The 24,894-nt window shown below is 73.3% G+C and carries 16 protein-coding genes; 8 read left to right on the top strand and 8 right to left on the bottom strand.

From position 1 onward, the window contains the following. Positions 1-24: 24 nt before the first annotated feature. On the bottom strand, positions 25-630 hold the full coding sequence (locus tag ACN28F_RS01445; RefSeq protein WP_421356858.1) for a DUF1345 domain-containing protein: 606 nt from the start codon (positions 628-630) through the stop codon (positions 25-27). 39 nt (positions 631-669) lie between these two features. Continuing rightward, a complete protein-coding gene (locus ACN28F_RS01440) occupies positions 670-5,163 on the bottom strand; it encodes an HAD-IC family P-type ATPase (RefSeq protein ID WP_421356857.1) in 4,494 nt (1,497 codons plus the stop codon). A gap of 238 nt (positions 5,164-5,401) precedes the next feature. Here ACN28F_RS01440 and ACN28F_RS01435 point away from each other — a divergent pair, with 238 nt between their 5' ends. Continuing rightward, complete coding sequence (locus ACN28F_RS01435; protein ID WP_421356856.1) at positions 5,402-7,228, top strand: S8 family peptidase; 1,827 nt, start codon at positions 5,402-5,404, stop codon at positions 7,226-7,228. Positions 7,229-7,248: 20 nt separating this feature from the next. Next, on the top strand, positions 7,249-8,649 hold the full coding sequence (locus ACN28F_RS01430) for a hypothetical protein (protein WP_421356855.1): 1,401 nt from the start codon (positions 7,249-7,251) through the stop codon (positions 8,647-8,649). An 82-nt stretch (positions 8,650-8,731) separates the two neighbouring features. Here ACN28F_RS01430 and ACN28F_RS01425 read toward each other — a convergent pair whose 3' ends face one another. Both ACN28F_RS01425 and ACN28F_RS01420 read right to left on the bottom strand, forming a co-directional pair. Continuing rightward, positions 8,732-9,445 (bottom strand): methyltransferase domain-containing protein, encoded by a 714-nt coding sequence (locus tag ACN28F_RS01425; protein ID WP_421356854.1) that lies wholly within the window; start codon positions 9,443-9,445, stop codon positions 8,732-8,734. Positions 9,446-9,487: 42 nt separating this feature from the next. Continuing rightward, positions 9,488-9,676, bottom strand: a complete 189-nt coding sequence (locus ACN28F_RS01420; protein WP_289206340.1) for a DUF2795 domain-containing protein — start codon at positions 9,674-9,676, stop codon at positions 9,488-9,490. A 253-nt stretch (positions 9,677-9,929) separates the two neighbouring features. Here ACN28F_RS01420 and dnaK point away from each other — a divergent pair, with 253 nt between their 5' ends. Beyond that, complete coding sequence (gene dnaK / locus ACN28F_RS01415) at positions 9,930-11,714, top strand: molecular chaperone DnaK (RefSeq protein WP_421356853.1); 1,785 nt, start codon at positions 9,930-9,932, stop codon at positions 11,712-11,714. 64 nt (positions 11,715-11,778) lie between these two features. Here dnaK and ACN28F_RS01410 read toward each other — a convergent pair whose 3' ends face one another. The 3 genes from ACN28F_RS01410 to ACN28F_RS01400 form a co-directional block, all read right to left on the bottom strand. After that, on the bottom strand, positions 11,779-13,056 hold the full coding sequence (locus ACN28F_RS01410) for a mechanosensitive ion channel domain-containing protein (RefSeq protein WP_421356852.1): 1,278 nt from the start codon (positions 13,054-13,056) through the stop codon (positions 11,779-11,781). A gap of 98 nt (positions 13,057-13,154) precedes the next feature. Beyond that, positions 13,155-13,835: a BON domain-containing protein gene (locus tag ACN28F_RS01405; protein ID WP_289206337.1), complete on the bottom strand. Its 681-nt coding sequence runs from the start codon at positions 13,833-13,835 to the stop codon at positions 13,155-13,157. A gap of 43 nt (positions 13,836-13,878) precedes the next feature. Further along, positions 13,879-16,629: a LuxR C-terminal-related transcriptional regulator gene (locus tag ACN28F_RS01400; protein WP_421356851.1), complete on the bottom strand. Its 2,751-nt coding sequence runs from the start codon at positions 16,627-16,629 to the stop codon at positions 13,879-13,881. A gap of 164 nt (positions 16,630-16,793) precedes the next feature. On the opposite strand from ACN28F_RS01400, the gene ACN28F_RS01395 reads away from it, so the two are divergent. Both ACN28F_RS01395 and ACN28F_RS01390 read left to right on the top strand, forming a co-directional pair. Continuing rightward, on the top strand, positions 16,794-17,333 hold the full coding sequence (locus ACN28F_RS01395) for a redoxin domain-containing protein (protein ID WP_421356850.1): 540 nt from the start codon (positions 16,794-16,796) through the stop codon (positions 17,331-17,333). A 100-nt stretch (positions 17,334-17,433) separates the two neighbouring features. Beyond that, the gene (locus ACN28F_RS01390; RefSeq protein ID WP_421361210.1) at positions 17,434-18,513 is read left to right on the top strand and encodes a glycosyltransferase family 4 protein; all 1,080 of its coding nucleotides are present in this window, start codon (positions 17,434-17,436) and stop codon (positions 18,511-18,513) included. Between the two features lie 201 nt (positions 18,514-18,714). Here ACN28F_RS01390 and ACN28F_RS01385 read toward each other — a convergent pair whose 3' ends face one another. Next, the gene (locus tag ACN28F_RS01385; protein WP_421356849.1) at positions 18,715-18,918 is read right to left on the bottom strand and encodes an STAS domain-containing protein; all 204 of its coding nucleotides are present in this window, start codon (positions 18,916-18,918) and stop codon (positions 18,715-18,717) included. 338 nt (positions 18,919-19,256) lie between these two features. Here ACN28F_RS01385 and ACN28F_RS01380 point away from each other — a divergent pair, with 338 nt between their 5' ends. The 3 genes from ACN28F_RS01380 (at position 19,257) to ACN28F_RS01370 (ending at position 24,884) form a co-directional block, all read left to right on the top strand. Then, a complete protein-coding gene (locus tag ACN28F_RS01380; protein WP_289206333.1) occupies positions 19,257-21,032 on the top strand; it encodes a PP2C family protein-serine/threonine phosphatase in 1,776 nt (591 codons plus the stop codon). Continuing rightward, positions 21,032-22,069, top strand: coding sequence for a cobalamin B12-binding domain-containing protein (locus tag ACN28F_RS01375; RefSeq protein ID WP_421356848.1), 1,038 nt, complete (start codon positions 21,032-21,034; stop codon positions 22,067-22,069). The genes ACN28F_RS01380 and ACN28F_RS01375 overlap by 1 nt, the downstream gene beginning before the upstream one ends. Positions 22,070-22,424: 355 nt before the next feature. Beyond that, positions 22,425-24,884 (top strand): putative bifunctional diguanylate cyclase/phosphodiesterase, encoded by a 2,460-nt coding sequence (locus ACN28F_RS01370; RefSeq protein WP_421356847.1) that lies wholly within the window; start codon positions 22,425-22,427, stop codon positions 24,882-24,884. The last annotated feature ends 10 nt before the right edge of the window (positions 24,885-24,894 follow it).

Raw genomic sequence — 24,894 nt, 5'->3', positions numbered from 1 at the left:
ACCACCCCATCCGCGTCGTGCCCCTCAGCGCACCAGGCTGCCGATGAGGTTGATCAGCACCGCGAGGATGACCGCGCCGAACAGGAACGACAACATCGCGTGGCCCAGTACGCTGCGCCGCATCGCGCTGCTGGTCAGCTGAGGATCGGAGACCTGGAACGTCATGCCGACGGTGAACGCCAGATAGGCGAAGTCGCTGAACCGGGGCGGCTCGTTGGTGTGGAAGTCGATGCCGCCGATCTGACCTCTCCCGTAGTACAGGCGGGCGTAGCGTCCGGTGAACACCTCGTGGATGACCGCCCAGGACAGCACCACGGTGCCGACGCTCACCCCGATGTGCAGCGTGCCAGCCGGGTCGTGGGCCACCTGCGGTGCGCCGAGCAGCGCCGCCACCGCCAGCAGGCTGGCCACCGCCGCACCGAGCAGCACCACGTCGGCGAGGATCCGGCCGGGATCGACCTGGTCGACCGCGCGGGCGGTCGCCGCGGCGTCGCTGCGCCAGATCACCGGCCACCGCCACGCCAGGTAGCCGCCAGCGGTGACGCCCCAGCCGACCAGCGGCCCCAGCGACGTCGGCCCGGTCACCGCCACGCCGACGGCCACCCCGACGCCGAGACCGGCGAGCGCCACCAGCTCCAGGGCGGGTGCCGGGCGCCGACCCGGCGTGGCTCAGACCGGCTGCGGGGCATCGGCGCCGGTCGGCGTGAGTCGACGGACCGGCCGGACCGTCCGACGGGGCCGCAGGTCGCGGCTGCGGCGGGCGACGTCGACCGTGAGCCGGCCCAACCGGGTACGCCGGAGCTGGTCGATGCGTTCCAACGGCAGCAGACCCAACGCGGCGCCGGCGGCCGCCGATCCACCGACGATGGACCAGCCGACCGGCCCCAGCGGCCGGCAGCCGAAGAAGTGGCTGACCAGCGGGGTCTGCACCACCCCGAAGAGGGCGCCCATCGAGACGCCGGCGGCGGCGAGCACCATCGGGTCGCCCTTGGCCGCGACGGCGGTCTGGGCCAGCTGCGCGGCGACCAGGCTGGCGAGCGCGACGCTGCTGGCCCGCGCGGGGGTGCCGGTGAACCGGGCGGCCAGCCAGCCGCCGGTGGTGGCCAGCGCGGTCGCTGCGGCCCGCCGCGCGACCTCGCGGTGCAGGCTCGCGCCCAGTGACGATTCCGGCCCTTCGCGGGCCAGCTCGTCGGCGGTACGCCGGCGCGGTGGACGGGCGGCGACGGTGATCGCCGGGAGCAGGTCGGTCATCAGGTTGACGAACAGGATCTGCCGGGGGTTGAGCGCCTGCTGTCCGGACAGCAGCGAGCTCAGTACGGAGAAGAGGATCTCGCCCAGGTTCCCGCCGAGCAGCAGCGCGAGGGACTCCCGTACCGAGATCCACATCGCCCGGCCCTCGGTCACGCCCTCGGCGATGCTCTCGATCCGGCCGTCCACCACGATCATGTCGGCGGCCTGCCGGGCGGCGCTGGTGCCGTGGTCGCCCAGCGCGATGCCGACGTCGGCGAGCTGGATCGCGGGGGCGTCGTTCGCGCCGTCGCCGGTGACCGCGACGACCCGGCCGGCCTGACGCAGCGCGCGCACCACGGCGACCTTGTGCGCTGGGCTGACCCGGGCGAAGACCGCCGTACGCGACACCAGATCGGCCAGCTCGTCGGCACCGGCCGCGTCGAGCTCGGCCCCGGTGACCACTGCGCTGCCGTTGAGCAGGCCGAGCTGCGCACCGATCGACTCGGCGGTGCTCGGATGGTCGCCGGTGAGCATCACCACGGCGATGCCGGCCTGGCGGAGCCGCCCGATCGCGGCGGCGGCGCTGTCGCGGGGCGGGTCGGCGAGTCCGAGCAGCCCCCGTAGTTCGAGTTGGCCGACCCGGTCGTCGTCGAGGTCGCGCCGGCCGGACGCGGTCCGACCGGCCACCGCCAGCACCCGCAGCCCGTCGCGGGCGAGCCGGTCGATCGCGGCGTCGATCTCGCGGCGGCCGGTGTCGTCCAACGGGACCACCTCGCCGTCGCGCCGCCAGGTCGCGCACCGGGGCAGTACGGTTTCGGGTGCGCCCTTGACGCTGATCGTCGCCCCGTCGGGGCAGGAGCCGAGCACCGCGTGGAAGCCACGTCCCGGTTCGAACGGCAGTTCGGCCAGCAGTTCCCAACCGTCGGCGCCCTCTCGGATGCCGACCCCGGCACGGTGCCCGCCGTCGACGACGGCCTGGTCGGTCGGATGCGGAAGCCGCTGGTCGCCGTCCGGAACCGGAGTGGCCCGCAGCGCCGCCGCCAGGATGTGCCGGTGTCCGTGGCCGAGTGCGTCCACCGGTTCGGTCTGTCGACCGTCGCAGACCGCCTGCAGCTGGATCGCCCCCTGGGTCAGGGTTCCGGTCTTGTCGAAGCAGATCACGTCGACCCGGCCGAGTGCCTCCATCGCCCGGGGGTCGCGGATCAGCACGTTGTGCCGGGACAGCCGCTTGCTGGCGCTCAGTTGCGCGGCGGTGGCGACGAACGGTAGCCCTTCGGGGATGGCTGCCACCGCCAGCGCGACCGAGGAACCGACCGATTCGCCGAGCCGGCCCCGCAGCAGTCCACTGCCGAGGGTCGCGGCGGCGGCGGCCAGCGCGGTCGGCACCGAGGCGGCGGCGAGCTGCCGCAGCCGGGCCTGGACGCCGCCGCGCGGTGCCTCGTCGCGGACCTGGTCGGTCGAGCGTCCCGCCTCGGTGGACCGGCCGGTGGCGACCACGACCGCGGTCGCCGTTCCGGCGGCGACGGTGGTGGCGGCGTACACCATGCTGGTCCGGTCGGCGAGATCGGTGGCACCGGTGCGGTCTGCGGACTTGGCGACCGGGGTCGACTCGCCGGTCAGGTTGGACTCGTCCATCTCCAGGCCGTTGGCGGTGACCAGCCGACAGTCCGCGGGCACCGAGTCACCGGGTTCCAGGCAGATGAGGTCGCCGACGACGAGGTCCTCGGCCGGTCCGACGCGCTGTTCGCCGCCGCGGCGCAGCCGTACCCGTAGCGCACCGGCGCTGAGCAGCCGCCGCAGGGCCCGTCCGGCGGTGACCTCCTGGGCGCCGGCGAGCAACGCGTTGGCCATGATCACGGATAGCACCATGAGGGCGTCGACGGTGGATCCGGTGATCGCCGAGACGCCGGCTCCGGCGGCCAGCGGCCCGGTCAGTGGGGTGTCGAGTTCCTCGGCGGCGGCCTGCCACAGTCCGCGGGTGGTGTCCGTTTCGGTGCGTTCGCCCTGCTCGGTCCGGCGCTGCCGGGCCTGCGCCTCACTGAGCCCGTCGGGACCGGCGTCGAGCCGGTCGAACACCTCCTCGACCGGCATGGTGTGCCACGGTGTGTCGGTCGCCGGCGCGGGCGTCGGCCGGTGCCCGAGGTCGCGGGCGGCGCGGTGGCCGAGGGCGAGGTTGACCAGTCCCGCCACGTTGTCGATCAACAGGGACCGGGCGGCGCCCCGCTGCGTACCGTCGAGCACCCCGAGCGCGGCGGCGGCCAGGGAGCCGATCATGGCCCGCTGTGCGCTCGCGGCGCTCACCGAGCGGGCCAGGGCGGTCGCCTCCAGGACCAGCCAGGCAGTCTCCAGGCCGGGTGCGCAGATCAGGTGGGCGCCCCACGGGGGTCGGCGGGCGGCGGTACGGATCACCCCGATGCCGCAGTCGGCGGCGGCCAGGGCCACGTCGTTGCGGGCGGCCACCAGGATCACCCCGTGGCCGGCCTGTTGCAGGGTGCGTACCGAGGCGGCCAGTTTCGAGCCACTGGCCACGGTGCCGTCGGCCTGGCAGCGCCGGGCCAGGGCGCTGCCGGAGGAGCCGCTGGCCGGGTTGCGTCCAGCGCTGGCGCGTCCGGCGATCAGCAACCGTCCGACCCGGCGGGCGGCGGCGGTCAGCGCCTCGGCCTGCGGGTCCAGCTCCGCCTCCGCCCGGACCAGGGCGATCAGTTCGCCGTCGCGGGTCAGCGCCAGTACGTCGGGTGCCGCGCCGTTGCCCGTCGGCCCGGCACCGACCCGGTCCAGCGCGTCGGCGGGCACCGGACGGTGCAGCCGGTGCGGTGGGGTCAGCGCCCAGCCGTCGTTGCACCCGGCGGTACCGCGGCCCGCGCCGGTGTCCACCAGTCGCGTCGCCTGCTGCCGGGCCTGCTCCTCGGTGCCGCTGACGGTGACCACGGCGGTGATCAAGGTACGGCCGGTGAGCAGCACCGAGGCGTCGACGACCACGGTGTCGACGCGGTCCAGACGTCGGAGCGCGGCCGCCTCACGGACCACCACCCCGTGCCGGGCCAGGGTCCGGCCGAGCTGACCGGCGTAGGCGTCGCGGCCGGTGCGGGCGCTGCGGGGGGAGGCGACGGCGGTGACCCGGGCGGCGCGTTGCCGGCCGCCGGGCAGCACGGTGAGGATGCCGGCGGCGACCAGGGTCATCGTGCTCATCCGTTGGGCGTACTGCTCGATCGGCCCGTCGGGCAGCGGCCGGGGACGGGTCGGCGGCGGCAGCACCGGGGCGCGGCTGGCGTCGGCGTCGGGATGCAGCTCGTGGACCCGCCGGGCCCACACGTCGTGGTACGCGGCGTCCTCGGCGATCAGCGAAGCCCGCAGCACGGCGTCGGTGAGGCTGGTCAGCGGGCGTTGGGAGGCGGCGGCCACCGCCGTGCTGAACAGGGCCTGGCCCAGGTCCGCCCCGACCGGGCCGAGGGCCCGGCGCAGCCAGGCCCGCAGCTGCGGTACGTGTTCGAAGGCCGCCGGTAGCGCCGCGATCTCGTTGGGCATCGCGGGCAGCCGGAGCACCTTGCCGAGCGCACCGACGCCGGCGCCGATCAGGTCACCGGCCAGCGAGACCATGTTGCCCGTGCCGGAGTCGACGTGGGTGGTCCCGGTGGCCCGCGGGGCGACCTGCTGCTCGGCCCGGGTGAGCGCGGCGATCAGCCGGCTGCCGCCCAGGACCTCGGGGTCGAACCGGACCACCATCCGGCACAGGGCGCCGTTCCATGCCGCCCACCGCACCCCGTCGACGCTCTGCAGCGCCTGCTCCAGCTCCGCGACGTCGGCGACGACCTGGCCGTGGTCGTCGGTGCTGACTTCCAGGTGGGCGTGGCCGTCGTAGGCCCAGGCGTGCCGGGCGTGCGCCATCCGGTGTCGCCGTACCGACCTGACGGTGGCTGCCGGACGCTCCAGCATGGGGCGTCACCTCCCTGTGGGCGGCCCGCCGGGGGGAGGACGGTGATGGTCATGTCGCTTACCCACCGTAGATCCGCCAGCGACGGATCCGAGGTGCTTTCTTCTTTTCCGGATCTGTCCGCCTGCTCGAGAAGTGGCCAACTGGTCACTTTGAGTAACTGGATGCTCGCTCTATGCTGGAAATGGTCGCTGTGGTCGTCGATCGACCGACCGGGGTGGCCCGCAGGGAGGGACCGCCATGGCGGAGCCGGACGAATGGGACAGCCGGACGCTGCTCGCCCTGGCGGGCCGCTCTCGGGCGGCACCCGGCCTACCGGCCGTACTGCGGGAGGTCGCCTTCCGGTTCGCGGAGACCTTCACCGACGCCGACCGCGCCTGCCTCGCCGGTGAACCCGCCTGGCATGCGGCCGTGCGGGCCGCGCTCGACCGGTTGCGGGCCGCCGGGCTGGTCGACGGGGTACGCACCGTGCGGCTCACCCCGGCCGGCCGGCAGCGGGCCACGGTCCTCGCCGCCGCGGCACCGGTCACGCCCGCCCTGCCCGAAACGGATCCCCTGACCGGCCCGGACCCGCCGTCACCGGCCCCGATCGCCGCCCCCGGCGTGATCGCCGACCCGCTACGTGGCGTCGGCGGCCGCCGACGCCTGGGATTCCCCGCCGGCCCGGACGAGCCGATGCCGGTCCTGGTGGCGCTCAACCTGCACTTCGTCGGCGGTGCGCAGCGGGCCACCGAACACCTGGCCGGACTCTGGTTCCGGGTCACCGCCGGGCAGCATCCCCGCCCACTCGCCGGCGAGTACGTCGTCGGGGAACTCAGCCTCAACCAGATGAAACGGCTGGTAGCCGCCGACACGGTGGCTGCTGACCCGGCCGGCCGCAGCGTGCACCGGATCTGGCCGGACTTCCCGGTTCGTCCGCAACTGGACGTATCGGCCGCGACGATCAAGGCCGACGCGGCCCGCCGTACCTTCGGCGCCCGGGGCGACCGGATCGTCTGGGCGGTGGTCGACTCGGGCATCGACGCCGGCCACCCGCACTTCACCAGCTACGCCACGCTCAGCGCCCCAGAGGTGCGTGACCTGCACCGCAGCTTTCCCGCCGGCGGCGCACCGCACCCCGACGGCGCACTGGTCGACGACAGCGGCCACGGCACCCACGTCGCGGGCATCATCGCCGGCGGAATCGACCACTGGGCGGCCCAGGACCCGCGACGTACCGCGCGGATCATCGAGTACCACCACGACCTCGACAACCCCGACGAGCCGATCCCGGTGCCGCGTGAACAGGTGGACCCGGACCGACTGACCGGGATCGCGCCGCAGACCCGACTGGTCAGCCTCAAGGTGCTGCACGGTGGCGGCGGACTCGCCGAGCGGGTGTCCCGGGTGATCAGCGCGCTCGCCTACGTCCGGCAGGTCAACGCCCAGAGCGACCGGGTCATGCGGATCCACGGGGTGAACCTCAGCGTCGGCTACGAGTTCGACCCCGAATGGTTCGCCTGCGGGCAGTCACCGTTGTGCCGGGAGGTCGACAAACTGGTCCGCTCCGGAGTCGTCGTGGTCACCGCGGCCGGCAACTCCGGCTACGGCACGGTCGGAGCACCGTACGGCGTACCGTCACGGTTCGTCCTCGGATCGACGATCAACGACCCCGGCAACGCCGAACGGGCCATCACCGTCGGCTCGACCCACCGCGACATGCCACACACCTACGGGGTGTCGTACTTCTCGTCCAAGGGGCCGACCGGTGACGGGCGGGCCAAACCCGACCTGGTCGCCCCCGGCGAACGGATCGTCTCCTGCGCGGCCGGCGCCCGGTTGACGGCGGCCCTCACCGGCTGGACCGGTCCGCCGGTCGCCGTCTACCTGGAGGAGTCCGGCACGAGCGTGGCCGCACCGCACGTCTCCGGCGCGGTCGCCGCGTTCCTGTCGGTGCGCCGCGAGTTCATCGGCCAGCCCGACCGGGTCAAACAGGTGCTGCTCGACACGGCCGTGCCGCTCGGCCGGGACCGACGTTTCCAGGGCCGTGGCCTGGTCGATCTGCTCCGGGCCCTGCAGGCGGTGTGACCCGCTCGGAGGAGACGGAGATGACGCTTCGACGCATCGGTGGGCTGCCGTTCTGGCAGGTCCGTTTCGACGCGGCCGGCGACGCCGATCCGGCGGCGGTCGCGGCGCTGCTGACCGGGGTACGCGCCTGCGCCGTCACCGATCTGGTGGTCTTCGCCCACGGGTGGAACAACGACGGACCCATGGCGGCGACGCTCTACGACGGCTTCCTGGGTCTGCTGGCCGCCCAGGCCCGCCGGGACGGACCGTGGGCGGACAGCATCGGCCTGCTCGGCGTGCACTGGCCGGCGCGTCGATGGCCGGACGAGCCGGTGCCGGACTTCCCGCCCGGCGACCCGCTGACGAGCCATCTGCCGGCGGGTGCAGCCACCGTCACCCGCCGGCCCGACGACGGCGCACCGCACCCGGCGTGGCTGGACGACGCCACCCTGCGCCTGCTGCGGTCGACGTTTCCCGCCGGTGCGCCGGCGCTGGACCGGATGGCCGCGTTGCTGCTGACCCGGCCGACCCCGACCCTGGTCCGGGCGTTCGCCACCGAGCTGCGCGGGTTCGCGCTGGCCGTGGCGGACGGGTTCGACGACGGCGAGAGCGGGCCGGCCCACCCCGACACGGTGCCGCTGCCAGGGATGCTGGCCGCCGAACCCACCGACGTCTACCGCCGGTTCCTCGACGAGCTGCGCCGGTGCCGGACACCGTTGGCCGAACCCGCGCCCTCCGGCGCGGCGGCCCTGGCCGATCCGCTGCGCGGGATCTGGCACGGTGCCAAGGAGGCGCTCCGGCAGCTGACGTACTGGCAGATGAAGAACCGTGCCGGGGTCGTCGGGCAGATCGGCCTTGGCCCGGTGCTGGACCGTGTGCCGGCCGTGGCACCCGGCATCCGGGTCCATCTGGTCGGCCACAGCTTCGGCGCCCGCCTGGTGAGCTTCGCGGCGGCCCACACCGACGTCACCGTCCGGTCGGTGACGCTGCTGCAGGGGGCCCTGTCCCGGTACGCGTTCGCCCCTCGGCTGCCGTTCGCCGTCGACCGGCGCGGCGCGCTGGCCGGACTTGCCCAGCGGATCGACGGACCGGTGGTGGTCTGCCGCTCGGTCAACGACGCGGCACTGGCCGTGTTCTACCCGCTCGCGTCGGTGGCCGTCGGCGACGACGCGGCGGCGCTGCCGTCGCTCGGGCGACGCTGGGGCGCCCTGGGCTACCACGGCGCCAGCGCGGTCGACGCGGTGTCCGTGCCGGTGGTCGCGGCCGGGGACCGGGCCGGCTACCGGCTCGAACATCGGCGGACGGTCAACATCGACGTCTCTGCGGTGGTGCGCCGGGGTGGTCCGCCGGCCGGTGCGCACAGCGACATCGTCCATCCCGAGCTGAGCTGGCTGGTGCTGGCCGCTGGCGGCCTGGTCGGCCGCACAGGTACACCGGCCTGACCCCTGCGCCGGATCACGGACCCGCCGCGCACGCCCCCGCTACGTCCGGTCCCGGTCCGAGGACGGGTGTAAAGCCGACGGGTCAGTCGAAGAACCGGGCCAGGTGCTGCGGGTCCGGCTCCGGATCCGCAGCCCGGGCGGCGACCAGGTCGGCGAAGACCGTGGCCCCGTCACAGGACGCGTGCTGCGGGTACCAGCGACCGGCCGGAGCCGGCTGCTGGCAGATGCCCTTGATCGTCTGCAGGTCGAAGAACCGCAGGTGGGTCGGGTCGGCGACCGCGTTGACGTGCCGCCACCAGGGCGAAAGCACATGCAGTACGCCGCCGGGGCGCAGCACCCGGTGGCACTCGTCGAGCAGCTTCAGGTAGTCGGTCAGGTGCTCCAGGACATGCACCGCGAAGATCTGGTCGGCCGATCCGTCGCGTACCGGCAATCCGTTACGCAGATCCGCCACCACCGACACGGCCTTGCCCGGTCGCTGGTCCAACCCGATGTTGCCCGGATACTGGGGACACTCGCCACAACCGATGTCGAGGATCACCGGGTTCCGGCCGGCGACCCGTACCCGGTCCCACACCCCGTGCACCCCGGCGAGCCGGCCGAGCGCCTCGCGTACCCGCCGGAGCTGGTCGTCGTCGGCCACGTCGCCGGTCAGATGGGCCACCCCACCGTCGAAGCGGACCTCGACGTCGAGGTCGCGCAACCGGGGATCGGTGGCCAGCAGGTCAGCGGCGACAGCCGACAGGTACCCGTCGTGCAGCCGGTGCCGGGCGTGGGAGAATTCCGTGTAGAACACCCGTCGCCGGTACCCGGTGCCAGGTCGGTGAAACGCCGTCGGTCAGCGTGGTTCGCCTATCGCCGCGAGCAGCTCCTCGACGCTGGTGAACCGCTCGACCGGCAGCGCCCGCAGCGCCTGCAGCACTGCGGTGTCGGCGCCGAGCTCCTGCGCCCGGCGGACGAGATCCTCCCGGGACAGCGGGAAGTCCAGACCCTCGGCGTGGTCTGCCAGCCACAGCGCGTCCGTCATCGGATTCCTTCCGTGGGTCCCTCTGTCTTCAGGCCAGGGCGAGCAGGATCGTCAAGACGCACACCTACCCGCCGACCGGTGGGTCTACGCCCCGGCCGACCGATCACTCCCGCAGGATGAGCCGGGATCGCCCGGCCCGCCGCCACGATGGCGCTGACACCGGACGCCGCAGGGGCGTCGGCGCCGACCCGGACCGTGCCGTCGACAGCTGACGTCAGCCCTGCGCCGGACACCGGCACGAGGGGGAACGGCCATGCCGCGCGCAGTGGGTATAGACCTGGGCACCACCAACTCGGTCGTCGCCGCGGTCTGCGGGGGACGTCCGTCAGTCGTGCCGAACACCGTCGGGCTGCGGACCACACCGTCGGTGGTCGCCTTTACCGACGCCGGTGCCCGCCTCGTCGGCGACGCCGCCCGGCGTCAGGCGGTCCTCAACCCGAAGGGCACGATCCACTCCGCGAAACGGTTCACCGGACGTCGCCACGACGAGGTCGGCCGGGAGGCCGCCGCGGTGCTGTTCGACGTCGTCGACGAGGGCGCGATGGCCCGGTTCGAGGTCAAGGGCCGGCGGTACGCACCTGAGGAGATCAGTGCGATGGTGCTGCGTACCCTGGCCGACGAGGCGGCAGCGGTCCTGGGCGAGCGGATCGACCAGGCGGTGGTCACCGTACCGGCGCACTTCGACGACGCCCAGCGCACCGCCACCCGGCGGGCGGGCCAGCTCGCCGGCCTGGAGATCCTGCGGATCATCAACGAGCCGACAGCCGCGGCGCTCGCCTACGGCCTGCACCTGCGCCACCGGCGGACGGTGCTGGTGGTCGACCTCGGCGGCGGCACCTTCGACGTCAGCGTCCTGGACGTCGGTGACGGGGTGGTCGAGGTCCGGGCGGCAGCGGGGGACACCCATCTGGGCGGCGACGACTTCGACCACCGGCTGGTGGAGCATCTGGTGGCCGAATTCCACCGCGACCATGGCATCGACCTGGCGGCCGACGCCCAGACCGGCCAGCGGTTGGCCGAGGCGGCGCGGCGTGCCAAGGAGGAACTCTCCTCGGCCACCGAGGCCGAGGTGAACCTGCCGTTCGTCGCCGCCGACCCGACCGGGCCGCGGCATCTGCGTACCCTCGTCGACCGGGCCTGTTTCGACGAGCTCAGCGCCGATCTGGTCGGGCGCTGCCAGGCACCGGTGGAGCAGGCGATGCGCGCTGCCGGGGTCGGCCCGGCCGACCTCGACCAGGTGCTGATGGTGGGCGGGGCGACCCGGATCCCGGCGGTGCGCGACCTGCTGCGGCGGCTCACCGAAGGCCACGAGCCGCAGTTGCTGATCAACGCCGACGAGGTGGTGGCGTTGGGTGCGGCGGTCCAGGCCGGGGTGCTCACCGGGGGCGGCACCCGGGCGCGGCTGCGGGAAGTGACCCCGTTGGCGCTGGGGCTACAGGCGCACGACGAGACGATGGTGACGATCGTCGAGCGCAACACCGCCCTTCCGGTCCGCCGTACCCAGGTCGTCTCCACCGCGCGCGACGGCCAGACAAGTGTCGACGTCGTCGTGCGGCAGGGCCAGCGCACCCGCGCGGCGGACAACCGGATACTGGGCCGGTTCCGCCTCACCGACATCCGGCCGGCGCCGTGCGGCGTACCGAGGATCGAGGTCACCGTGGACATCGACGTCGACGGCATCGTCACCATCTCGGCCCGTGACGTCGACGGTGACCGCTGCCGGTCGGTCACCGTCACACAGGTCGAGGTGCCGGCCACGGCACCGACCGGTCCTGCCCCGTCGCCGGACGTCGACGACGACACCGCCGATCCGGGCCGCGAGCTGGCGGCCCTGGCCGACCTGGTCGACCGGGCCCTGACCGACGCCACCACCGCACCGGTACACGAGCAGACCCGGGCGCGGATGCTGGTCGACGACGCCCGCGGTGCGATCGCCGAGCGGGCGCCGGCGGACCGGCTGCGTACCCTCGCCGCCGAACTGCGGCAGGTTGCCGCCGTCTTCGCCACCGAGGACACCAGCGGACGTCGTCGTCGGTGACGCGCCGGCCGACCGTATCCGTCGTCCGCCTTGTCGCCGACGGTCAGCGCCTTGTCGCCGACGGTCAGCCGCCGGCTGCCGACGGCCGGTCCGCCGCCGACCCGATTGCCTGCTGGCGACGGGCCTCGGCGCTGCCGAACTGCTGGCGGCCCCCGGCGGTGCGGGCGGCCCGACCACGCGGACCGGTCCCCCTGCTGCTGCCCGGGTCGGGCCCGCCCGCACCGGGGCGGCCCAGCCGCGCGGTCGCCGGCCGGCCCACCGCTGCGGTCGGGTGGCCGCCCGGCGGTGCCAGCTCTGCCGCCTCGGACGGCCCGGCGAGCTCGCTGCGGGCCCGGGGCAGCCAGTCCGGATGATGCCGCCGCAGGAACCCGAACAGTCCTTCGCGCAGTTCGCAGCGCAGGTCCCAGGAGCTGGGCGCGTCGGCGGCCGAGGCGATGACGCGGACGCAGATCGTCGTCTCGGTGGCGTCGACCACCTGCATCACCCATTCGCGACGGTCCCACAGCGCGGAGGCGTCGACGATCCGGTGCGCCTCGGCCCGCAGCACGTCGATGTCGGCGGTGAAGTCCAGGTGCAGGATCACGCTGCCGAGCACCTGGGCCTCGTTGCGGGTCCAGTTCTGAAACGGCGTAGTGGTGAAGTAGGACGTCGGTAGGATCAGCCGACGCTGGTCCCATACCCGGACGACGACGTAGGTGAGCCGGATCTCCTCGATCCGGCCCCACTCCTGGTCGACCACCACCACGTCGTCGAGGCGCAGTTCGTCGCTGAACGCCAGCTGCAGGCCGGCGAAGACATGGCCCAGCACCGACTGCGCCGCCAGGCCGGCGACCACACCGGCGACCCCGGCCGAAGCCAGCAGCGATGCGCCGAGGGCCCGCAGCTGGGAGAACGTCATCAGAGTCGCGGCCAACGCGACGACACCGATGATCACTGCGGTGAGGCGGCGCAGCAGCCCGATCTGGGTACGGGCCCGCCGACGTCGGCGGTTGTCGGCCATGTCCACCGGAAGTCGACGGAAGGCGGTGTCCTCGAAGACGAAGAGGATCCGGATCACCAGCCAGGCACCGGCGTAGATCAGCCCGAGCAGCAGGATGTGCAGAACATCACCGCGCAGGTCACCGGTGACGCCACTGAACGGCACCGCCGTCAGCAGCCCGCCTACCAGTAACGTCGCCCGCCACGGACGGTGGCACTCCCGGTGCAAGGTGGTGAGGAACGCGGCGTACCGGCCCCGCGCGGCCAGGCGGATCACCCGACCCGACAGCCAGGCGACGGCGAGCGCCCCGCCGACCGAGGCGATCACCGCCAGCACCAGACGGCCCACCTGCTCGTCCCACATCCTCCGGTCGCCTCCCCACCCACGTACGCGTCGTGTCGCGTCGCCCCCGGCGGCGGCCCGATGGATGCGGACCGGCCAGTCGCTGCGCCGTCGGTCGGTCAGGCGCCCGGATCGACGGTCAGCCGGTTCTCCACCGAGGTCACCCCCGGTGCCGACCAGGCGATCCGTTCCGCCTCCTCACGTTCCAACCAGGACCGGACCACGCCCTTGACGACGACCCGGCCGCCGTCGGTGTCGACGGTGATCTGCCGTGCGTCGGTGGCGGCGCTGCGGACCAGCGCGTCGGTGATGCTGCGGCGCAGCTGCGGCGCCGACGGGTTGATCCGGGGCCGGACCGCGATCAGATTGGTGACGCCACGGACCCCGGACAGGCGGCGGACCGCCCGCTCCGCGGCCCGGCGCTGGAACTCCCACTCCACTTCGCCCTTGAGCGTGACCCAGCCCTGCGCCACCGTCACCTCGAGACGTTCGATCGGGACGAACGCGTCCCACTCCAGGGCCCGGGTCGCGGCGCCCGCGACGTCGGCGTCGGTGCGCTCCGCCGAACTGGGCAGCCGTACCTCCACGTCATTGGCGACGGCCACGACGCCGCGTACCCGGTGCGTGGTCCGCTCCGCCGCCCACTTCTTGCCATAGTTGTCGACCCAGCCGAGCAACGTCACCACCCCGTCCTGCACGGTCACGCCGATCTGGTTGGGTTGCACCCGGGCGTCCCACTTGAGCTCCTCCAGGACGTCGCGCTGGATCTCCTCGTCGGTACGTACCGTGGCGGCGGTCATCTGTCCTCCCATGGCGTTGCCTGGCCCGGCTGCCGCCCGGCGGCTAGAGCAGCCGTAGCTCCCGGGCCCGGCGCACGGCTTCCCGACGGCGTGGGGCGCCGAGCTTCTGGTAGATGTTGCGCACGTGGGTCTTGACGGTGTTCACCGACAGGAACAGTTCGGCGGCGATCTCCCCGTTGGACAAGGTGCCCTGCAGGTAGCGCAGCACCGTCAGTTCCCGCTCGGTGAGCGGCTCGGCCAGCGTCGTCACCGGCCGGTGCCGGTCGGCGGGCCGCCGACCGGCGGAGTCGACGAGATCGTTGACGTACCCCCGGTGTCGGGTGCCCGAGTCGAGATGTTCCACCAGCAGGTCCCGCACCGGCGCACCGGCCTGGGTGAACACTCGCCGGTGACCGTCCGACACGGCCCGGTCGAGCACCCCTTCCAGCAGCTCGCGGGCCCGCCGCTGGTCACCCAGCGCTCGCGTCGCCACCGCCTCGATCAGGCCGCTGTCCAGCCGCTGTAGCCGGGTCAGTGCGTCGTGGTCCGCCGGGGAGTCCAGGGGCAGCCCGGCCAGGGCGGCGGCCGGCTCACCGGCCAACAGGTGCAGCCGGGCCAGCGCGATCCGGGCCTGCGTACGGACCAGTTCCGGGTACACCGCCGGGCCGGTCGCCGCCGGGCCCGTCTCCGCAGGGCCGGTCGCCGGCCCTGGACCGGTGTCGGCACCCGCCAGGGCGGTCAGCAGCTCCCGGGCCCCGCCGAAGTCGCCACAGGCCATCAAGGTCTCCGCCACGGCCAGCCGACGCAGGCCCGCGTGATGGCCGGCGGCATCCGCGCCGTCGGCCGCAGCGAGCAGCTCGGTGACCGCCCCGAAGTCGCCCTCCGCGTGGCGTAGCCAGGCCTGCGCCAGGGGCTCCAGCCCGGTCACGGTAGCCACCGTGCCGGGCCCCGCCAGCGCGGCGACCTGGCCCAGTTGGCGGGCGGCGTCGGGCAGGTCGTCGCGGTGCAGGGCGATCAGCGTCAGCGCGAGATGCGCGGCGGCGGCGTGGCCGGCACAGCGCCGCCCCGGGCAGGCCGGCGTGGTCAGCACGGTCTGTGCCAGCCGGTGTGCCTCGGCGAGCCGGCCGCCTCCGGCATTCAGCAGCGCCAACTGAGCGGCGGCCGACCGACGCGCGCAGGGGGACACCCCCTCACCGGCGTCGACGACCTCGGCCAGTAGGGCCTCGGCGCCCGACAGGTCGCCTGACCCGTACCGGGCGGTGCCCAGCAGCACCGCCGCCACCGTTCGTGCCCGGTCCGCCACCGGTGGCGGCATCGCGGTCGCGGTGGCGAGCAGCTGCTCCGCGTACCGCACCGCCGGGGTGAACCGGCCCTCGACGAGGGCCGCGGCCAGTCGCGCCGCGATGACGACCGGCTGGCCGACGTCGACCGGCGGGTCGGCACCGTCGGGGTCAACGGCGGGCATCGTGCCGGCGGTGCCGTTCGTTTCGAGCCGGTCGAGGTCGGCCGCCAGCAGCAACGCCGGGTGGTCGTCGGTGGTCGTCGGTAGCGGACCGGTCGCGGCGTCCTGATGGCCGCAGAGCAGCAGCTCGGGCCAGTGCGCGTCGGCCAGCGCCCTCGCCCCGGCGACATCTGCCACGACCAGTGCGTGCCGCAGCGCGGCGAGCGGGCGGCCCTGGTCGCGATGCCAGGTGTAGGCCCGGTGGTGCAACCGTGAGACCTCGTCGGGGTATCGCTGCAGCAGTTCGGCGCGCAACGTGTCGGCCAGCATCGGGTGACAGCGGTACCAGGTCGGGTCACCGCCGCTGGTGCTGACGAACCCGGTCGCGACGCGGGCGGCGGCGGACAGCTGGTCGGCGGCGTCGGTCCGGCCGGTCAGCGCGTCGGCCAGTGGGGCGCAGACCTGGTCGAGCAGCGCCGTGTGTACGAGAGTCTGCCGCCCCGCCGGGTCGAGCGCACCCAGCACCTCGGCCCGCAGATAGTCGGCGATACCCGGGTCCGCCGCGCCATCGACGCCGGACCGGCCGGCCGCACCCTCGTCGGGCGGACCGACCGCCAGACTCGCCAGGCGGACCCCGGCCGGCCACCCTTGCGCCCGCCGGTGCAGGTCGCGGACCACTTCCGGCGGCTGGTCGATGCCCTGCTCGGCGACGAGACGCCGAGTATCCTCCCAGGTCAACGCCAACTCGGTGGTGCCGATCTCGGTGAGTTCACCGGTCAGCCGCAGCCGGTGCAGGGCCATTGGCGGCTCGCTGCGGCCGGCGATCACCAGACGCAACCGGCCCCGGCAGTGCCGCAACAGGAATTCCAGGCCGCTGAACACGTCGGCGTCCGACGCGGTGTGCATGTCGTCCAGTACCACCAGCACCGGCTCTGGTTGGGCGGCGAGTGCCGAGGCGAGCCGGGGCAGGAACTGCTCCACGTCGTCAGCTGGCACCGGCAGCACGGGGCGGTCCGTCGGCCGGCGGGTGAGCGCGGTGTCGAGTGCGGCATGCAGATAGGTCCAGAAGCGGGTGCCCCGGTCCGCCGGTTCGACCGTGAGCCAGGCGAGGATGCCGGACCCCTGCCGCGCGGCGAACCAGCCAGCGAGCAGGGCCGTCTTGCCCCAGCCGGCAGGAGCCACCAGGAGGGTCAACGGTCCGCGCGTACCGGTGTCCAACCGGCTGGCCAGGCGCGGCCGCTCGACCAGACCCGCCGGCGGGCCGGCGGCGGTGATCTTCGAGGCCAGCAGCGGTACCGGGCCGACGCCCACCGGGTCGGTCGGCCGCAGCGTGTGGTTCGGCTCCGCCACGGTGTCCTGTCCGGCTGTGCGCATCCGCCGCTCCCGTCGCGATCCGGCCGTACCGTTGATCGGCCGGCCTGAGGTCGTTGTCGCCGCAGCGCGTTCCCCGACCGCCGCGGATCTAACGCGCCGGCCGGGACATGACCACCCCGGGCGAGTGAACGGCGCTCATCCGCGGCGGCGCGACGATCGCCCGTATGAGCACTGGAGAAGGCGTACCGATGCCGGACGCTGCGGCGCCGGACTTCTGCCTGCCGGTCGGTGCCGGGCGGTGGCTGCGCCTGGCCTCGCTGCGTGGACGTCCGGTGGTGCTGTTGTTCTACCCCGCCGACGACAGCCCGGTCTGCGCGGCCCAGCTGGCCGGCTGCACGGCGGCGTTGGCGCAGTTCGACCGGTACGGGGCGGTGCTGCTGGGGCTGTCGGTGGACGGGTACCGCTCCCACCGGGCGTTAGCCCAGCGACAGGGGATCGGGTTCCCGCTGTTGTCGGACTCGGTACCCCGAGGCGCGGTGGCCCGCCGCTACGGCGTCTACCAGCCGCAGGGCGCCGTCGCCGGTCGGGCGGTGTTCGTGCTCGACCGCGACGGTGTGGTCACCTACACCCACCTGTCGTCGATCGACGACGATCCGGGTGTGGACGGGATCCTGGACGCGATCCGGCGCCTCCCGCCGGGTGAGCCGGCTACCGTCCCCGCCTACTCATCAGATATCAGTTTTTATCCCGCTTTCACGGGGTAAGCCGAACCTATCCGGCCGTAGTGTCGGCTAACGCGGGGGGTGCGCCGTGAACGATGTCCCGTCCACGCACACCGAGCAGCAGCAGCCGTTGCGGATCGCGATGATCGTGCCGCCCTACTACGAACTCCCGCCACCCGGATACGGCGGCGTCGAGCAGGTCTGCGCGGCGCTCGTCGACGCGCTGGTGGCCCGAGGAAACGAAGTGACCCTGTTCGGTGCCGGGAGCAGGACCGGCACCGCGGCCAACTTCGTCAGTACCGTCCGGGAGCTGCAGGCCGACCGGCTCGGCCATTCGCTGCCTGAGCTCGTGCACCTTGCCCGGGTGGACCGGCTGATCGAGGACGACACCTTCGACGTCGTACACGACCACACGACGGTGGGCCCGCTGGCCGCCGCGCAGCGCCGGGTGCCGACCGTGGTCACGGTGCACAATTCACCTGACGGCGAACTCGGCGAGTATCTGCGGGGTATCGACCGGGCGGTGGCCCTGGTGGCGATCTCGTACGCCCAGCGTCGGGTGGGTGCCGGTCTGCCGTGGGCGGCAACCGTACACAACGGCCTGGCCGCCGACATCCGGCCCAAACCGACACCGACCGACGGCCCGGTGCTCTGGCTGGGCCGGTTCTCCGCTGACAAGGGCCCGGACCTGGCCATCGAGGCCGTCCGGGAGGCCGGTGTCCGGCTCGTGCTTGCCGGCAAGGCGACCGAACCGTCGGAACAGCGCTACCTCGACGAGACGGTCCGCCCGATGCTCGGCCCTGATGTGGAACTACTGGTCAACCCCGACAGGGAGCGCTGTTGGCAGTTGTTGGGCGCGGCGCGGTGTCTGCTGATGCCGATCCGCTGGGAGGAACCGTTCGGCATGGTGATGCTCGAGGCGATGGCGTGTGGTACCCCGGTGGTGGCGCTCAACCGGGGCGCCGTACCCGAGGTGATCCGCCACGGTGAGACCGGAGTGGTGTGCGACGACCCGGCGGAGTTGCCGGCGGCGATCGAGCGGTCGCGTGAGTTCGATCCGCAGGTCTGTGCCGAGCATGTCCGGAGGTCGTTCTCCCCGGATCTGATGGCGTCCCGGTACGAGCGCATCTACCACCGGTGGAAGCACGCGATGCCGGCGACGGCGTCGGCCGGGCCGGCGGTCACGTCAGCCGAACTGCTCCCGGCGGTCGTCAGCGGCTGACCGGCGTGGTGCGGGGCCCGGTGTCTCGCGGGCCCCGCGTGAGCGTACGGCCGGAGTCTCGCGGGCCGGTCAGGCCGTGCTGGCATCCGGGTCGGCTGCCTCGGGCAGCGGCCGTGCCAGCAGCTCACCGACACCGGTGATGTCGAGCACGCTGGCGAGGAATGCGGGAACGTCGTGCAGCTGCACCGTGGCCTGCTGGTCCTAGGCGGCGCGCCAGGCGTACACGATCGCCGCGAGGCCGGTGCTGTCGATGAAGGTGAGCCCACGCAGATCCAGGACCAGCCGGGCCGGTCGCCCGGCGAGGGCCAGATCGACCTGCTGGTGCACCAGGGCGGCTGTCTGGAAGTCGAGATCGCCGGCGAGACGCAGCACCGCGTCCTGCGGCGAGGCCGGGCCTGCGGTCACGACGAGTGGGGCCGCCGTGGTGTCCGATCCGCCACCCCACACCGGAGAATCACCCCTTCTGCGCCTGCAGCGGCGTTTCGTTGTGCCGCCGGACATGGTGGTCCGGCACTTCCTGCCCACCCGCGTCTCTTGTCCGCCCGCGTCGGTGTCCGCCATCGTCAGCGGACGGCGGAAGATCGGGACTGGCTCAGCTACAGGGTAGACCCGGCCGCGCCGGCGTGCTCGGGCGCACGCTCGGGTGGCGCTTCGCCGGCCGCCGCGTAGGGTGGGGGCACGGGCAGTGACGCCGGGCGCCGTCCCGGTGTCGACGATCGATACGAGGAGTGGGGCCTGGGCTGGTGAGCACCGCCGACGTCACGAACTGGGAGTCGGGCGACGGGCGGATCTCCACACCCGGGCCGGCGACGGTGGCTGGGGGGTCTGATCCGTCCGATGCCGGTACGCCGCCCGCGCAACGCCCCACGGCACCCACTGCCGCGCCCTCGGCGGAGCCCGGTTTCGAAATGACCGCCGTGGTGGACAACTTCCGCGAGGGGCTGGTGATCTGCGACGCGGCTGCCGTGGTGCGACACATCGACGCCACGGCGCGTCGGTTGCTGCCGGAGCTCGTGGTCGGACAGGTCGTCGTGGTGAGCGGGGTCGGTGGCCTCGACGCGGCGATGCGCGATGACGGTGGCGAGCTGACCCATCGCGGGCTGCGCCTGCGGCTGCGCCGGGTGCCCCTGGACCGGGACCGGACCGCGTGGTACGTCGACGACGCCACGGAGAGCACGACACGTTCCGACGCGCTGCTCGCCGAGCGGGCCCGCTGGATGTTCCTCGCCACGGCCAGCCAACGGCTGGGTAATCCGCTGCACGAGGACCGCGCCGCCCGGGCCGTGGTGCGCCTCGCCGTACCGACGCTGGGTGAGGTCGCCGTGCTGGTCGTCGCGCCACGCCGGGGTCAGGCGCGGTGGTGGCGGGCACGCGGCGGGGGCAGCACCGGCCCGCAGGTCGACGGCGGCGTACTCGCCGTCGGTGACCTGCCGGCGGCCTTCGTCGAAACGCTCGCCGGTACGGGGGCGACATCGGTGGACTGGCTCGCCGAGCAGGCCGTCGACCTCGGCTGGCTGGCTCCGGCACAGGCGTCCGATGCCGCCGTACGCGTGGTGGGGCTGCCCGGCAGCGCGCAACCGACCGGTGCCCTGCTCGTCGCGCGGCGCGGCGCGGTCGGCTTCGACGACGCGGACCTGCACCTGCTGCGTGGGTTCGCCGCCCGCGCGGGTTCCGCACTCGACGCCGCCGTGCTCTACCGGCACCAGTCGGAGATCGCCGAGACGTTGCAGGCCAGCCTGCTGCCGACCGAGCCGCACCCGGTGCCGGGCGTGCAGTGGGGCACCGCGTACCGACCGGCGCAGTCGTCGTTGCGGATCGGTGGTGACTTCTACGGTGCCTTCGGGCTCGCCGACCGCGACGTCCTGTTCTTCCTGGGTGACGTCTCCGGCAAGGGTGTCGACGCGGCCGTCTTCACCGGCCAGGTCAGACAGGGACTGCAGGCACTGCGCAACGTCGAGACCGATCCCCGACGGCTGCTGCGGTTGCTCAACGAGTCGGTGCTGGAGACCACCCAGGCGCACGGCCAGGGCCGGTTCGCCACGATGGTGCTGGGGACCGCGAGCCCGACGGGTGACGGCGGGCTGAGCCTGACCCTGGCCGGCGGCGGGCACCTGCCGCCGCTGGTGCTACGGGGTGACGGCACGGTGGAGACGGTGCCGTTGAGCGGGATGCTGATCGGGGTGGTGCCGGACCCGCGGATCGGCCAGCTCACCGTGGAACTCGCGGCGGGGGACACCTGCCTGCTCTACAGCGACGGGGTGACCGAGGCGCGCGGCGGGCGGTACGGCACCGAGCAGTACGGCCTCGCCCGGCTCTGTGAGGCGCTGCGTGGGTGTCATCGGATGCCGGCGCCGGCGCTGGCACAGCGGGTCGAACAGTTGGCCGGGGACTGGTTGGCCGGTCGCGACCACGACGACATCGCGGTCCTGGCGATCCGGGCGCAGCCGCCGGCGCGCCGCCAGCGGGACCGCCACCTGCGCGCCGTTCCCGACCCCGAGGCGGCGGAGGACGGACGGTAGTGGCCGCTGTCTCGACCGTCGACGTCACTTCGGCATACCCGGCGTTTCTCGACTGTCTGGCCGAGGCAGACGAGGCCGGCGCCAGGGACCTGGCCGACGACCTGCTGGAGGCCGGGATCCCGGCGGAGTCGGTGCTGCTCGACCTCGTCGCGCCGGCCCAGGCACAGGTCGGTCAGTGGTGGCAGCGCAACGAGTGGTCGGTGGCCCAGGAACACGCGGCCACGCACATCAGCGAACAGGTGGTGGCCGCGGTCGTCGCCCGGGCCGCTCCCCGAGCGCACCGGGGGCGGGTCGTCGTGGCCTGCATGGACGGCGAGTGGCACGCGTTGCCACCCCGGCTGGTCGCCGAGGTGTTGCGACTGCGCGGTTGGCAGGTCACCTTCCTCGGCGCGAGTGTGCCCGCCGTACACCTGATGGCCTACCTGCACCGACACGACGCGGTGGCGCTGGCCCTGGCCTGCGCGTTGCCGATGCGGCTGCCGCAGGCACATCAGATGATCGAGGCCTGCCGCCGGGCCGACGTGCCGATTCTGGTCGGCGGCCGTGGCTTCGGTCCGGACGGCCGGTGGGCGCGGGCGTTCGGGGTGGCCTGGGCGCCGGACGCCCGCGCCGCCGCCGATCTGCTCGCTGCCCCGGGCGAGGTGTCGTCCGGGGCGGCGGCGCCGACGGGCCGGCTCGGCGGCGAGGAGTACGCGGGGCTGGTGAAGCGGCGGGCCGAGATCATCGACCTGGCGCTGGACGACCTGCGCCGCTCCGAACGGATCACCTCCGGCTACACACAGGCACAGTGGGATGCCACGATCGCCGATCTCGGTCATCTGGTGGATTTTCTCGCGGCGGCTGTCTACATGGACGACGGCGCCCTGTTCGTCGATGCCATTTCGTGGACGGTCGAGGTGCTGCGGGCGCGTGGCGTTCCGCAACGTGGGGTGCTTAGAACGCTGAGTGTATTCTCTGCGACCCTGCGTGATTTCCCTCGTGCGTACGACTTTCTGCGCGACGGCCGACGTGCCGTCGCCCACGCGATTGCGCGCTGAGTCCGGCGCTACCGGTCGTGGTGGCACCTGTGGTGTCCACGCCGATCGGCGTCAAGAGTGAGCTTCACGGGCTGTTTCCAGAAACGGGCGTAAAGTTATATTGGCAATATTGCTCGCTTACTGGAGTAAAAGACATTTAGCTATACCAAACGTCACTTATCTTCTTTACCCTTCGCTTCGAAGCGTCGGATGGAGGAGGTGGCGAGATGCGTGACAACGATTGGATCTGAGTCGGGGCCTGTTGTGTGGACGGTGAGTTATGAGACGCTAACGCGAGGCTCATGTGGAGGGTGCTGTCCGAACGGGAAGTGAGGCGACGGCGGCGGTGCGTAATGATGGGGCGGACCGGCGGCTGGTGCCTCTCGTCGGACTCATCGTCTGCTGTGGCCTGGTGGCGCTGGCATGGGCGGTGTCGCGGATCGCGGCAACGCCCAGCCTGCCCGCCCTGCACCACCCGCTGGTCCTGGCCTGCCTGGTCGCCGTGGCGAGCGGATGTACCGTACCGATCCGGATCCGTGCTCCGCAGGGTATCTCGCCGACCAGCGCGGCGGTGCTGGTCTCGGTGGCGGTCCTGCCACCGTCCTGGGTGGTGGTCTGTACGGCGCTGGGCGTAGCTGCCGGCCGACTCGTCGCCGGATCCACCCCGGTCAAGGTCGCCTTCGCCAGCGCCAAGGAGTCGCTCGGCGCGCTCGGTGCCGCCTCGGCCGCCGCCTGGTGGGGACTGTCCCCGGCCCTCGGGTCGACCACCCACCTGACCCGGTCCTGGGCCACGACGGCACTCGCGTTGTGCGCAGCCGCCCTGGCGTACGCCCTGGTGGACGAGACCCTGCCGGTGCCGGTCGTCTCGCTGGCGGAACGCACCTCCTGGCGACGGGTGGTCCGCCGGGGTGCCGGGATGCGCGCGGTGGTGAAGGCCGCCACGCTGCTGATCGCGATGCTGACCGTGGTCGTCGTCGCCATCGACGCCCGGCTGCTCGTCGCCACCCCACTGGCCGTGCTGCTGCTGCATTCCGGCTACCGCCGCAGACTGCACCTCGCCGAGGAACGGGCGGCGTGGCGGCAGCTCGCCGAGACCACCGACGCCCTCAACGACGTCGACCTGGACGCCGTGGTGCGGACCGCGCTGTCGGGAGCCGGCCGGTTGTTCGCGGCGCGACTCGTCGAGATCGAATTCCAGCACGGCCCGCAGCGCCGCCTCGTCCGGGGCGATGAGCACGGCCTACGGTACGACGGCCCGGCCGATCGCGCACCGCCGCGTACCGACGACGGGGTGGTCAGCGTGCCGCTGGGGGCGGCGACCACGCCAGCGGGCCTCGGCACGTTGCGGCTCGGCCTCACCGGCGCGGCGCTGTCCGACCGGGAGCGTTACACCCTGCGGACCTTCGGCTCCGCCCTCGGCACCGCGATCCGCAACGCTGTCGCCTACGCCCAGGTCACCGAGCTCGCGGCCCGGCATGAGCACGACGCCACCCACGATCCGTTGACCGGGCTGGCCAACCGTCGATACCTGCGGGAACGCCTCGCCGCCGCGTTGTCGGATCGGCGCAGCCTGCCCCGGACCGCGTTGCTGCTGATCGACCTCGACCACTTCAAGGAGGTCAACGACACCCTCGGGCACTCCGCCGGCGACCAGGTGCTGATCGAGGTCGCCCGGCGACTCGCCCGAGGGGCGGCCGACGACCTCGTGGCCCGGCTCGGCGGCGACGAGTTCGCCATCCTGCTCACCGGTCCGACAGCCCCTGCCCGGGCCGAGCACCACGCCCGGCAGATCCTGCAGGTCCTGCGGGAGCCGATGGACCTCGACGGGATCCGGATCAGCCTGCGGGCGAGCGCCGGGCTGGCCACCGCGGACGGCAACACCAGCACCGAGGAACTGTTGCGTCGGGCGGACGTCGCCATGTATCAGGCCAAGGAGCACGGGCAGGGCCTGTGCCGCTACGACCGCAGCCGCGACACCGCCGACCCCGACCAGCTGGCTCTCGGCGGCGAACTACCCGGTGCGCTCGCGGCCCGCCGTTACACGGTGGCCTTCGACCCGGTCGTCGACCTCGGCAGCGGTACGGTCGTGGCCGCCGGGGCGACCGTCCGGTGGGGTCAGCCTGATCTCGGTGACCAGCCCGCCCAGCGCCTGCTCACCCTGGTCGAGCGGTCCGGCTGGCTGGCCGAGTTCACCCGGGGCACGATGGACCGCGCGCTGGCCGCCGCCCGGTGCTGGCGCGACGGCGGGTTCGCCCTGCCGGTGTCGATCGGAATCAGTTCGCGCAGCCTGCTCGATCCGGCGTTTCCCGCCGAGGTCCGACGGCTGCTGGCGGCCCATCAGGTGCCGGCGGATCTGCTGACCGTCGAGTTGACCGAGACGACCGGGGCCACCTGCCCGGAGCTTGCACTGCGCGCGCTGCACCAGTTGCACGACGACGGCGTCCGGATCGGGTTCGCCGGATTCGGCACCTCGGACGCGCCGTTGTCGGCGCTGTTGCGGATCCCGGTGCACCTGGTGAAGGTGGACCATCAGTCGCTCGTCGCGGCGGACAACTCCCCGCTGGCGCTACGGTCCCTGATCGGGCTGGGGCGCGACCTCGCCGACACCGTCGTCGCCGACGGAGTGTCCACCGAGGCACACCGGCGTACCCTCTGGGAACTCGGCTGCGCGGCCGGGCAGGGCCGGTTGTTCGGGCCGGCGGCCGCCGGTGCCGACCAGTTGCTCGCCGCGCTGCGGCGCGGCTGTGACGGAGTGGTCGGGGCACTCGTACCCCGGCTGCACCCCGGCGCCCACGTGGTCCGGATGCCACGCCTGCGCCGGACCGGCTCGGGCTGACCACGCCGGT

The sequence above is a fragment of the Solwaraspora sp. WMMA2101 genome (assembly GCF_049179175.1).
Taxonomy (GTDB): Bacteria; Actinomycetota; Actinomycetes; order Mycobacteriales; family Micromonosporaceae; genus Micromonospora_E.
The sequence above is the reverse complement of the archived record's forward strand: the minus strand, read 5'-3'. Positions and strand labels throughout refer to the sequence as shown.

Excerpts from the sequence above, each read along its gene's own strand:
- ACN28F_RS01440 (WP_421356857.1), bottom strand. The coding sequence starts at position 5,163 with ATGCTGGAGCGTCCGGCAGCCACCGTCAGGTCGGTACGGCGACACCGG.
- ACN28F_RS01435 (WP_421356856.1), top strand. The coding sequence starts at position 5,402 with ATGGCGGAGCCGGACGAATGGGACAGCCGGACGCTGCTCGCCCTGGCG.
- ACN28F_RS01430 (WP_421356855.1), top strand. The coding sequence starts at position 7,249 with ATGACGCTTCGACGCATCGGTGGGCTGCCGTTCTGGCAGGTCCGTTTC.
- ACN28F_RS01420 (WP_289206340.1), bottom strand. The coding sequence starts at position 9,676 with ATGACGGACGCGCTGTGGCTGGCAGACCACGCCGAGGGTCTGGACTTC.
- dnaK (WP_421356853.1), top strand. The coding sequence starts at position 9,930 with ATGCCGCGCGCAGTGGGTATAGACCTGGGCACCACCAACTCGGTCGTC.
- ACN28F_RS01410 (WP_421356852.1), bottom strand. The coding sequence starts at position 13,056 with ATGTGGGACGAGCAGGTGGGCCGTCTGGTGCTGGCGGTGATCGCCTCG.
- ACN28F_RS01405 (WP_289206337.1), bottom strand. The coding sequence starts at position 13,835 with ATGACCGCCGCCACGGTACGTACCGACGAGGAGATCCAGCGCGACGTC.
- ACN28F_RS01400 (WP_421356851.1), bottom strand. The coding sequence starts at position 16,629 with ATGCGCACAGCCGGACAGGACACCGTGGCGGAGCCGAACCACACGCTG.
- ACN28F_RS01395 (WP_421356850.1), top strand. The coding sequence starts at position 16,794 with ATGAGCACTGGAGAAGGCGTACCGATGCCGGACGCTGCGGCGCCGGAC.
- ACN28F_RS01390 (WP_421361210.1), top strand. The coding sequence starts at position 17,434 with ATGATCGTGCCGCCCTACTACGAACTCCCGCCACCCGGATACGGCGGC.